The sequence below is a fragment of the Catellatospora sp. NPDC049609 genome (assembly GCF_040675365.1).
GTDB lineage: Bacteria > Actinomycetota > Actinomycetes > Mycobacteriales > Micromonosporaceae > Catellatospora.
In genome coordinates this window covers 1-9,694 of sequence record NZ_JBFAOU010000242.1, presented here as the reverse complement: position 1 = coordinate 9,694, position 9,694 = coordinate 1, and the positions used below count along the sequence as shown (strand labels likewise).

The window sequence follows — 9,694 nt, the reverse complement described above, 5'->3', positions numbered from 1 at the left end:
CCCTATCCTGTGGTTTGGTATTGATTTTCACCCTTGTGATCTACCTTTCTGTTGTTCCGGGCCGAAACCTGCAGTGCTACCTCAGGTTTCGACCCGAAACAGCGATCATGAGCCGGAGCCGGAGCCGGAGCCGGAGCCCGAGCCGGAGCCGGAGCCCGAGCCGGACCGGGAGCCGGGGGTGGGGGACGGGTCAGCGGCGTGGGGTGCCGCGGAGGCCGAGGCGGCGCAGTTCCAGGGTGGCCAGTTGCTCGACGGAGCGCGGGTCGCCCGTACGCCAGCCCGCCACCACCCCGTCGTCCAGCGCGGCGAGCCGGCGCAGCGGGGCGGTGGCCAGCGCGCGCAGCGCCAGCAGCTCGCTGCCGCCGGGGTAGCGGCGCACCTTCGCCGCCGTGCTCGCCGCGCGGATCCAGGTCAGCCGCAGCGGCACCCACAGCGCCAGCGCCATCAGCACCGGGATGCCCGCGGTGAGCAGCGCCAGCACGGTCGCCAGGTTCTCGATGGCGAGCTGCTGGTCGCGCCCGGCCTCGGCGATGGTGTTCGCGGCGTTGGACGCGCTGCCGAAGGGGGTGCTCAGCTGATCACCCACCAGCGGCACGCGCTGTGCCCGTTCCGCGGCCTGGGTCATGTCCTGGGCGAGGTCGACGCCCGCTCGCTCCAGCTTCTGTCCGGGCACGGCAAGCTTCTCGACCAGGTGGTAGAGCGTGATCGCGGCCCAGATCCAGACCGCGCTCCAGACCAGCGCGGCGACGTCCGCGATGATCTGCCGAGTGAAACGCCACGGCTTTTCCGCATAGAGCTTCATGGGAGCATTCTGATCGACCGGAGCGATCAGTAAACGCCTCGTCACGCTCGATATGGAACGTGGCCGGAACCCCGGTCGGGAGCCCCGGGGTCAGCCGCGGTTGGCGGCGCAGCCGCGGCAGGTGCCGAAGATCTCCAGGGTATGGCTGACGTCGACGTACCCGTGCTGCGCGGCGACCCGGTCCGCCCAGGACTCCACGGCCGGTCCGGCCACCTCGACGGTACGCCCGCAGGTGCGGCACACCAGGTGGTGGTGGTGCCCGTCGGAGCAGCGGCGGAACAGCTGCTCGCCGCCGGGCGGGCGCATCACGTCGATGTCGCCGGCGTCGGCGAGCGCCTGCAGCGTCCGGTAGACGGTGGTCAGGCCGACCCGCTCGCCCCGCTCGCGCAGCATGGCGTGCAGCTCCTGCGCGCTGTGGAAGCCCTCCACCTGCGACAGCAGCGTCGCCACGGCCGAGCGCTGCCGGGTGTTGCGGGCCGCGGTGCCCTGCGGCGCGTTCATGCCCGCACTCCCTCTGCCGGGACGGATCCGTTCATCAGCGCTGCTCCCCGGCGTGTGTCACGGCGTCGGCCACGATGTGCGCGACGTGCTCGTCGACCAGCGAGTACGCGATCTCGCGGCCGTGCCGCTCGGCGCGCACCACCCCGGCCGCCCGCAGCACACGCAGGTGCTGCGACACCAGCGGCTGCGCGACCCGCAGCCGTTCCACCAGTTCGTGCACGTGGCGTTCTCCGTTCGTCGCCAGCTCGGTCACGATCGCGATCCGTACGGGCGCGGCGAGCGCCCGCAGCAGTTCTCCGGCGCGGGCGTAGGACTGCGTCTGGCTCACATCGACCACCGTAGCCCCGCGCGTCTGCGCATAACCAATCATGAGTCGAGGACGCACTCGGGGGGCTCGCATGCCGCCGCGGGTGCGGTTTCGGCGCGTCGCCGCCGGCGCAGTGCCGTGCCGGCGGCCGCGACCAGCACGAACAGTGCGATGGCGACGAGCACGATGGTGGCGCCGGGCTGGAGGTTGAACCCGCCGGACAGCACGATGCCGGTGCCGGCGCTGAACACGCCGCCGAGCATGGCCAGTGTCATGGTGCCGACGAAGCCGCGCGAGATGAGCTGCGCGGCCGCGACGGGCACCACCATCAGCGCGCTGACCAGCAGCAGGCCGACCGAGCGCATGGCCACGGTGACGGTGACCGCGGTCATCACGGCGAGCAGCAGGTTCAGGGCGCGCACCGGCAGGCCGGAGACCTTGGCGTACTCCTCGTCCTGGCAGATCGCGAACAGCCAGGGTCGCAGCCCGACGGTGACGGCCAGCACGACCGCGCCGAGCACGGCCATCGCGACCAGGTCCTCGGGCGAGGTGGTCACCAGCGAGCCGAACAGGTACGACGTCAGGCTGGCGCTGCCCTTGCCCGGCGCGAGGCCGACCAGGAACACGCCGCCCGCGATGCCGCCGTAGAACAGGATGGCCAGCGCCATGTCGCCGGAGGTGCGGCCGCGTTCGCGGATCAGCTCGACCGCGACCGCGCCCAGCGCGGACACGATGATCGCGGTGACGACGGGCTGGGCTCCGGTCAGCAGGCCGACGCCGACGCCGGTCAGCGCGATGTGGCCGATGCCGTCGCCGATCAGCGACATCCGGCGCTGCACCAGGTAGATGCCCAGCGACGGGGCGATCAGGCCGGTGATCAGCGCGCCCAGCAGCGCGCGCTGCATGAACGACTGCGACATGATGTCGACGAGGCTCACGTTCATTCGCGTCCCCAGATGCTCGGCGGGTCCTGCGGGGCGTGCGGGTGCACGTGGTCGTGTCCGGGCTCGGCATGGTGGCCGGCCGGATGGGGCACCGCCCCGTCGTGGGCGATGACGCCGTCGTGCACGACGACCGCGCGGGTGATCACCGGCTGCAGCGGGCCGAGCTCGTGCGCGACCAGCAGCACGGTGCCGCCGCGGGTGACGAAGTCGCGCAGCGCGTCGGCGAACGCCTGCTGCGACGCGGCGTCCACGCCCGCCGTGGGCTCGTCGAGCACCAGCAGGTCGGGCTGCCCGGCCAGGGCGCGGGCGATCAGGGTGCGCTGCTGCTGGCCGCCGGACAGCGAGGCAACGGGGTCCTGCGCCCGGTCGCCGAGCCCGACCGCCGCCAGCGCGTGCGCCACGGCCTGCCGGTCCGCGGCGTCCAGGCGGCGGGGGAAGCCGCGCCGGGCGAGCCGGCCGGAGGAGACGACCTCGGCCACGGTCGCGGGCACGCCGCCGCCCGCGCCCAGCCGCTGCGGGACGTACCCGATGCGCCGCCACTGGCGGAACCGCCGCAGGGGGGTCCCGAACAGCGAGACCTCGCCCTCGGCCAGCGGCACCAGGCCGAGCGCCGCGCGGATCATGGTGGACTTGCCGCTGCCGTTGGCGCCCAGCACGGCGACGACCTCACCGCTGGTCACGGTGAGGTTGACGTCGCGGAGCACGGGACGGTCGTAGGCGACCGCCCCGTGCGCGATGACCAGGACAGGGGAGTTCATGAACAGCCCAACGCGGTGCGCAGGGTGGCCAGATTGGCCCGCATGACCGAGAGGTAGTCGCCCGTGGCGCCCTCGGTGAGTCCTTCGAGCGGGTCGAGCACGGCGGTCTTGGCGCCCGTCTCGGCGGCCAGCGTCTCGGCGACCTTCGGCGAGACCAGGGTCTCGAAGAAGATCGTGGTGGCGCCGTGCTTGCGGGCCTCGGCGGCGACCGTGGCGATCTGCTGCGGGGTCGGCTCCGACTCGGGGGTCAGCCCGGTCAGCGCGATCTGCGTCAGCTTGTACCGGTCGGCCAGGTACCCGAACGCGGCGTGGCTGGTGACGATCTCGCGCCGCCGGCAGTCTGCCAGCCCGGCGGTGAACTCGGCGTCCAGCTTGTTCAGCTCGGCGATCAGGGCGTCGGCGCGGGCGGCGTAGGCGGCGGCGTGCTCGGGGTCGAGCTGGGCCAGCCGGCTGGACACGCTGCCGGTGATCGCGGCGAGCCGGGTCGGGTCGAGCCAGACGTGCGGGTCGGGCGCGCCGGCGTGGTCCTCGTCGACCGCGCCGGAGTGGTTGGCGCCGGTGGCCGGCGGGGTGACCGTGGCGACGTCCAGCGCGCGGTCGGCGGCGTTCTGCTCGATCGCCTCGTCGAGCTGCGGCTGGAAGCCCTTGAGGTAGACCACGAGGTCGGCGTCGGAGACCTGGCCGACCTGGACGGGGGACAGCTCCATGTCGTGCGGCTCGGCGCCGGGCTGGGCGAGGTTGACGACGTCGGTGTCGGGGCCGCCGACCTTCTCCGCGACGAACTGCAGCGGGTAGAAGCCGGTGACCACGCCGGTGCGCCCGGACGGCTGCGCGGGGTAGTCGGAGCAGGCGGCGACGGTGCCCAGGGCCAGCAGCGCGCAGACGCCGGTGACGGCGGCGCGCCGGAGAGATCGGCTCAGCATGGCGTCAACTCTCTCTGAAAATGAGAACGATTGTCAAAAACGCATAGGTGCATGTCCCTGCTACGGGTGACCGCCGGCACACGCGAGCGAAGCTCCGGCCATGCTGCCAGCACAGCACGACCGCAGCTGCCACCAGGGATGAAGGCTCAGAACAGCCGGGTGATCGCCGCCGCGGTGAGCAGCGTGAGCACGACCAGGCGCAGCGCCCGGGTCGCGGGCGGCTGCACCGGCCAGGTGAGGGTGAGCAGGGTGGCCAGCGCCGCGGCCAGCACCAGCAGCATGATCCCGCTGTACGGGCTGGGCAGCAGCACCGCGAACAGCAGCAGCGCCAGGGTGCCCAGCATGGCCAGGCTCCGGGGGATGCGGGCCAGCCGCCGCAGCAGCGGGTTGTTCGCGACGTCCTGGGGCACGGCCGGGGGTCCTCTCCTGGTCGACGAGCAAAGCAGCCTTCACCCCGTAAAACGACGGGAAGGCGCCCTCCCTACTGTAGGGGGCGTGCTGATGCTCAATCGATTCGTGATCGCCGCCAACGAGGAGGCGTTCGTCGAGCGCGCCCACGCGGCGCTCGCCGCGCTCGCCGCCCGGCCCGGCTACCTGCGCGGGGAGCTGACCCGCTCGCTGGACGAGCCCGAGCACTGGTGCCTGCTGACCGAGTGGGAGAGCGTCGGGGCGTACCGGCGGGCCCTGGGCGGTTTCGACGTGAAGATGACGGCCACGCCGCTGCTGGCCGAATCGCTCATGGAGCCGTGCGCGTACGAGACGCTGGCCGCCGCCGAGCCCGGCGGCGACGTGGAGACCCGGGCCAGCGACCGGGCCTGAGCCGCGGAGATCGACCGCTTTCCGCCACGGCCGGAGCGGGCTGGGCGGCACGCAATATGATCGCGGCCATGACGCACGCGCCTGCCACCCCGCCCGTGCCGCCCGGCCCGGGCGCCGCGCCGCCGTTCCCGGCCGCGCCGACCGAGGGCAGCGGCACCCGGACCGGCTGGGCGCTGGGTGTCGCCGGTCTGATCGTGGCGCTGTGCTGCGGCGGCGGCCTGGTGGCCGGGGTGGGCCTGGCCGTCACCGGCGTGAAGGCGATCAACGAGCGGGCCCGGGTCGCGGTCGGCGGCTACCTCGGCGCGCTGCACGACAAGCGATACGAGGACGCCTACGAGCTGCTGTGCGAGTCGGAGCAGCGGCGGCTGGACCTGGCCCGGTTCACCAGCCGCGAGCAGGCGCGCCCGGACCAGATCGCGTCGTACGAGCTGGGCGAGGTCGACCTGGGGTCGGCCGACATCACCCTGCCGGTGACCGAGCGCTACACCGACGGCGACACGGCGCAGGTGACCTACCTGCTGGTGCAGGACCCGAAGACGACCGCGCTGGAAGTCTGCGGCCGCCGCTGAGCCGTGACATGCGGAGCCCGCTACGCGGCCTTAATCGGTCGTCCAGCCTGCGCTGCGCTCCGGCTGTACACCGAGCGGCCGCTCCGACGGGCTCCTGAGCGTGCCCGGCGGATCTCGCGACGTCGCCGGTGCAGTAGCGTTAACCGAGTGCGGGTCCCTGACGGTCACCCGTACCGTATCCACGTCGCCGGGCATCGACCCGCCGACCTCCGCCGACAGCCAGCCGGCGGCAACCTCCAACGGAATGGAGCCTGATCATGCCCGCGGACCGCATCGACTCGGTCGTCAGCCTCGCCAAGCGCCGAGGCTTCGTCTACCCGTCGAGTGAGATCTACGGCGGCACCCGCTCGGCCTGGGACTACGGTCCGCTGGGTGTGGAGCTGAAGGACAACGTCCGCCGGCAGTGGTGGAAGACGATGGTCCAGCAGCGCGACGACATCGTCGGCCTGGACTCCGCGGTGATCCTGGCCCGCCAGGTGTGGGAGGCCTCCGGCCACATCGAGGCGTTCGTCGACCCGCTGACCGAGTGCACCAGCTGCCACAAGCGTTTCCGCGCCGACCACCTGGAGGAGGCGTTCCTGGCGAAGAAGCCGGGCGCCAGCTTCACGCTGTCCGAGCTGAACTGCCCGAACTGCGGCAACAAGGGCAGCTTCACCGAGCCGAAGATGTTCAACGGCCTGATGAAGACCTTCCTCGGCCCGGTCGAGAGCGCCGAGGGCGTGCACTACCTGCGGCCGGAGACGGCGCAGGGCATCTTCGTGAACTACGCGAACGTGGCCACCAGCGCGCGCAAGAAGCCGCCGTTCGGCATCGCGCAGGTCGGCAAGAGCTTCCGCAACGAGATCACGCCGGGCAACTTCATCTTCCGCACGCGCGAGTTCGAGCAGATGGAGATGGAGTTCTTCGTCGAGCCGGGCACCGACGAGACCTGGCACGAGTACTGGCTGGCCGAGCGCTGGAACTGGTACCTCGACCTGGGCATCTCGCCGGACAACCTGCGCTTCTTCGAGCACCCGCAGGAGAAGCTGTCGCACTACTCGAAGCGGACCGTGGACATCGAGTACCGCTTCCGGTTCGGCGGCACCGAGTTCTCGGAGCTGGAGGGCATCGCCAACCGCACCGACTTCGACCTGAGCACGCACAGCAAGCACTCGGGCACCGACCTGTCGTACTTCGACCAGGAGAAGAACGAGCGCTGGGTGCCGTACGTCATCGAGCCGGCGGCCGGTCTGACCCGCGCGGTGCTGGCGTTCATGCTGGAGGCGTACGACGAGGACGAGGCGCCGAACACCAAGGGCGGCGTGGACAAGCGGACCGTGATGCGCTTCGACAAGCGGCTGGCCCCGGTGAAGGTGGCCGTGCTGCCGCTGTCGCGCAACGAGCAGCTCTCGCCCAAGGCGCGCGAGCTGCAGAAGGCGCTGAGCCTGCGGTGGAACGTCGAGTTCGACGACGCGCAGGCGATCGGCCGGCGCTACCGCCGCCAGGACGAGATCGGCACGCCGTACTGCGTCACCGTCGACTTCGACACCTTGGACGACAATGCGGTGACCGTCCGTGATCGCGACTCGATGGCCCAGGAGCGCGTCTCGCTGGACCAGGTCGAGCGTTACCTGATCGAGCGCCTGCCCGGCTGCTGACCGCTGTGAGCTGTGAGAAGTCCCCGGAGCCAAGTTCCGGGGACTTCTCTCTCCCGCCTGGCACGATTGCCGAGTTAGATTCGGGTCTTCCCCGGTAACATACGGACAGTGACCACCATCGAGCTGAAAAAGACGCCGGGGCCCACCCCCGAGCCCTCGCCGGCGCGCTCGCCGTGGCGCGCGGGCCTGGTCATCGCGGCCGCGGTGCTGCTGGCGGCGCTCCTCGTCGGTCACCGGCTGGTGCCCAACGTGCACGGGGTGGGCAGCGTGCTGGACAGCATCGCCCCGCTGTTCGGCCTGGCGATCCCGGTGCTCGCCGTCGCCGCCCTGGTGGCCCGCTCGGGCAAGGCGCTGCTGGCGGTGCTGCTGCCCGCGGCGATCTGGGCGGCGCTGTTCGGCGGCGCGCTGCTGCCGCCCGCCGGCGGGCCGGTCCAGCTGCGGGTGGTCACGCAGAACCTGTACGCGGAGAACCCGGACCCGGCCACCACGGTGCAGTCGCTGGCCGCGGGCGGCCCGGATCTCATCGCCCTGCAGGAGGCCTCCGGCGGCACCATCGAGTCGCTGGCCGAGGAGCTGGCCGAGACCTACCCACACCACGCGATCAAGTCGACGGTCGGGCTGCTCAGCAAGCATCCGATCACGAACGTCACCGGCGTCGACACCGGCCTGGACTGGACCCGCGCGCTGCGCGCCGTGGTCAAGGCGCCGCAGGGCGACGTCGCGGTGTACGTCGTGCACCTGGGCTCGGCGCGGATCAACGACACTGAGGTCCGCGACCACACCATCGACATGCTGGCGCAGGCGGTGCGCGCGGACGAGGCGCAGCGGGTGCTGGTGCTGGGCGACCTGAACACGGCCGCCACCGACCGGGCCATCGCGCCGCTGGCCGAGCTGCTGCAGGACGCGCAGGCCGACGCCGGCTGGGGGTTCGGCTTCACGTGGCCGTCCTCGCTGCCGGTGATGCGCCCCGACCACGTCCTCTACCGCGGCCTCACCGCCACCGAGGCGGGCACCCTGCGTACGCCCGGCACCGATCACCGTGCCGTGACCTCGGGCTTCTCCTTCTGACACGGCCCGAACGTGTACTTTCCTCTCGTCGGACTAGTACTTTCGGCCAATTCGCTGTAAGGTCTTGACTGCTCGGCTTCGGCCGAGCCGGCTGTCAGCCGTCAACGGTGCTCAAGAAGCGGGTGCCGTGTCCGTCACAGCAGGTCCGCGTCCGGTGTACGCCCTCGTCGTCCCGGGTCACACGCGGTTCCTCTGCGCACGGAGGCTTAGTAATGTCTGTCCAGACCGGCCGTATGGCCGTCCGCGAGACCGTCGTGTCCGCGACCCCCTCGTCCCCGACCACCGACACCCTCGACGCGACGGCCGGCGATCTGCTGCTGCGCCGCCTCGCCGAGCTGAGCGAGCACGACTCCGCGCACGAGGACGTGCGGCAGGAGGCCATCTGCGCCTTCCTGCCCCTGGCCGAACGCCTGGCCCGCCGTTTCCGCCACCGTGGCGTGGACAGCGACGACCTCGTGCAGGTGGCGACCATCGGCCTCATCCAGGCCGTGGATCGCTTCGACCCCTCCCGCGGCAGTGCTTTCGTGCACTTCGCGGTGCCGACGATCGTCGGCGAACTCAAGCGCCACTTCCGCGACCGTGGCTGGAGCATGCGGGTAAGCCGCCGCATGCAGGAGCTCTACCTGGACATCAATCGGGTGTCCCCGGAGCTCAGCCAGACCCTCGGCCGGTGGCCGAGCGTAGAGGACCTGGCCGAGCATCTGCAGGTGAGCACGGAGGACGTGCTGGCCGGGATGCACTGCGCGCAGGCCTACCGCATCAACTCCCTCAATGTCGCCGTGAGCGGCGAGGACGGCGATGTGGAGCTCGGTGAGCTGATCGGCGAGACCGACACCGTGCTGGAGTCCGTTCCGGACGTGCACGCGGTGCGGCAGTTCGTCAAGGAACTGCCGGAGCGCGAGCAGCGGATCCTGACCCTCCGTTTCGATCTGGGCCTCAACCAGGCGCAGATCGCGGAGCGGATCGGGGTCTCCCAGATGCACGTGTCTCGCCTGCTCAGCAGGTGCCTCGCCCAGCTGCGGGAACGCATGCTGGCCGAGGACTGAGTGCCGGTGTGACGATTCCTCGGTTTCACGACCGGGAGCGCGGGTAGAGGGTTGCCATGGAACTTCTGCTATGGATCCTCGCCGTGGTCCTGGTCGTCGCCGGGATCGTCTCGCTGGCACGGCGCCAGATTCTCTGGGGCATCGTGCTCATCGTCATCGGTCTGCTCGTCGGACCTGGGGGCGTCAGCGTCTTCTCGTAGGCGCGCCCGCAACAGACTGGGGTGGGGGGGGGGCGGGGCCCCCCCCCCCACAACAGGGTACAAGCACACCCCCCCAAAAATAAAAAACACCACGAAATTAGGGCAGGCTCGACGACTCCC

13 protein-coding genes are annotated in these 9,694 nt (G+C 71.2%); 6 read left to right on the top strand and 7 right to left on the bottom strand.

Annotated features, from left to right (window positions below; all coding sequences use genetic code 11):
* Positions 1-190: 190 nt before the first annotated feature.
* The 7 genes from AB0J67_RS36710 to AB0J67_RS36680 form a co-directional block, all read right to left on the bottom strand.
* A complete protein-coding gene (locus AB0J67_RS36710; protein ID WP_363489653.1) occupies positions 191-802 on the bottom strand; it encodes a hypothetical protein in 612 nt (203 codons plus the stop codon).
* Positions 803-892: 90 nt separating this feature from the next.
* On the bottom strand, positions 893-1,303 hold the full coding sequence (locus tag AB0J67_RS36705) for a transcriptional repressor (RefSeq protein ID WP_363489651.1): 411 nt from the start codon (positions 1,301-1,303) through the stop codon (positions 893-895).
* 34 nt (positions 1,304-1,337) lie between these two features.
* Positions 1,338-1,673: a metalloregulator ArsR/SmtB family transcription factor gene (locus AB0J67_RS36700; protein ID WP_363489649.1), complete on the bottom strand. Its 336-nt coding sequence runs from the start codon at positions 1,671-1,673 to the stop codon at positions 1,338-1,340.
* Complete coding sequence (locus AB0J67_RS36695; protein ID WP_363489655.1) at positions 1,670-2,530, bottom strand: metal ABC transporter permease; 861 nt, start codon at positions 2,528-2,530, stop codon at positions 1,670-1,672. Before AB0J67_RS36695 ends, AB0J67_RS36700 begins: the two co-directional genes overlap by 4 nt.
* Before the next feature lie 20 nt (positions 2,531-2,550).
* Positions 2,551-3,312 (bottom strand): metal ABC transporter ATP-binding protein, encoded by a 762-nt coding sequence (locus AB0J67_RS36690; RefSeq protein WP_363489647.1) that lies wholly within the window; start codon positions 3,310-3,312, stop codon positions 2,551-2,553.
* Entirely contained in the window at positions 3,309-4,235 is a 927-nt protein-coding gene (locus AB0J67_RS36685; protein WP_363489645.1) for a metal ABC transporter substrate-binding protein, read from the bottom strand. Before AB0J67_RS36685 ends, AB0J67_RS36690 begins: the two co-directional genes overlap by 4 nt.
* 146 nt (positions 4,236-4,381) lie before the next feature.
* Entirely contained in the window at positions 4,382-4,645 is a 264-nt protein-coding gene (locus AB0J67_RS36680) for a hypothetical protein (RefSeq protein WP_363489643.1), read from the bottom strand.
* An 85-nt stretch (positions 4,646-4,730) separates the two neighbouring features.
* Between AB0J67_RS36680 and AB0J67_RS36675 the strand changes: the two genes are divergently transcribed.
* The 6 genes from AB0J67_RS36675 (at position 4,731) to AB0J67_RS36650 (ending at position 9,574) form a co-directional block, all read left to right on the top strand.
* Positions 4,731-5,054 (top strand): antibiotic biosynthesis monooxygenase, encoded by a 324-nt coding sequence (locus AB0J67_RS36675; RefSeq protein WP_363489641.1) that lies wholly within the window; start codon positions 4,731-4,733, stop codon positions 5,052-5,054.
* 68 nt (positions 5,055-5,122) lie between these two features.
* Positions 5,123-5,623, top strand: coding sequence for a hypothetical protein (locus tag AB0J67_RS36670; protein WP_363489639.1), 501 nt, complete (start codon positions 5,123-5,125; stop codon positions 5,621-5,623).
* Between the two features lie 257 nt (positions 5,624-5,880).
* Positions 5,881-7,260, top strand: a complete 1,380-nt coding sequence (locus AB0J67_RS36665; protein WP_363489637.1) for a glycine--tRNA ligase — start codon at positions 5,881-5,883, stop codon at positions 7,258-7,260.
* Between the two features lie 108 nt (positions 7,261-7,368).
* A complete protein-coding gene (locus AB0J67_RS36660) occupies positions 7,369-8,328 on the top strand; it encodes an endonuclease/exonuclease/phosphatase family protein (RefSeq protein ID WP_363489635.1) in 960 nt (319 codons plus the stop codon).
* A 212-nt stretch (positions 8,329-8,540) separates the two neighbouring features.
* The gene (locus AB0J67_RS36655; protein ID WP_363489633.1) at positions 8,541-9,374 is read left to right on the top strand and encodes a SigB/SigF/SigG family RNA polymerase sigma factor; all 834 of its coding nucleotides are present in this window, start codon (positions 8,541-8,543) and stop codon (positions 9,372-9,374) included.
* 56 nt (positions 9,375-9,430) lie between these two features.
* Positions 9,431-9,574: a GPGG-motif small membrane protein gene (locus AB0J67_RS36650; protein WP_363489631.1), complete on the top strand. Its 144-nt coding sequence runs from the start codon at positions 9,431-9,433 to the stop codon at positions 9,572-9,574.
* The last annotated feature ends 120 nt before the right edge of the window (positions 9,575-9,694 follow it).

What these genes read in the sequence shown, in the direction of transcription:
- AB0J67_RS36710 (WP_363489653.1), bottom strand. Translation starts at nt 802, where the DNA reads ATGAAGCTCTATGCGGAAAAGCCGTGGCGTTTCACTCGGCAGATCATC.
- AB0J67_RS36705 (WP_363489651.1), bottom strand. Translation starts at nt 1,303, where the DNA reads ATGAACGCGCCGCAGGGCACCGCGGCCCGCAACACCCGGCAGCGCTCG.
- AB0J67_RS36700 (WP_363489649.1), bottom strand. Translation starts at nt 1,673, where the DNA reads ATGATTGGTTATGCGCAGACGCGCGGGGCTACGGTGGTCGATGTGAGC.
- AB0J67_RS36695 (WP_363489655.1), bottom strand. Translation starts at nt 2,530, where the DNA reads ATGTCGCAGTCGTTCATGCAGCGCGCGCTGCTGGGCGCGCTGATCACC.
- AB0J67_RS36690 (WP_363489647.1), bottom strand. Translation starts at nt 3,312, where the DNA reads ATGAACTCCCCTGTCCTGGTCATCGCGCACGGGGCGGTCGCCTACGAC.
- AB0J67_RS36685 (WP_363489645.1), bottom strand. Translation starts at nt 4,235, where the DNA reads ATGCTGAGCCGATCTCTCCGGCGCGCCGCCGTCACCGGCGTCTGCGCG.
- AB0J67_RS36670 (WP_363489639.1), top strand. Translation starts at nt 5,123, where the DNA reads ATGACGCACGCGCCTGCCACCCCGCCCGTGCCGCCCGGCCCGGGCGCC.
- AB0J67_RS36665 (WP_363489637.1), top strand. Translation starts at nt 5,881, where the DNA reads ATGCCCGCGGACCGCATCGACTCGGTCGTCAGCCTCGCCAAGCGCCGA.
- AB0J67_RS36655 (WP_363489633.1), top strand. Translation starts at nt 8,541, where the DNA reads ATGTCTGTCCAGACCGGCCGTATGGCCGTCCGCGAGACCGTCGTGTCC.
- AB0J67_RS36650 (WP_363489631.1), top strand. Translation starts at nt 9,431, where the DNA reads ATGGAACTTCTGCTATGGATCCTCGCCGTGGTCCTGGTCGTCGCCGGG.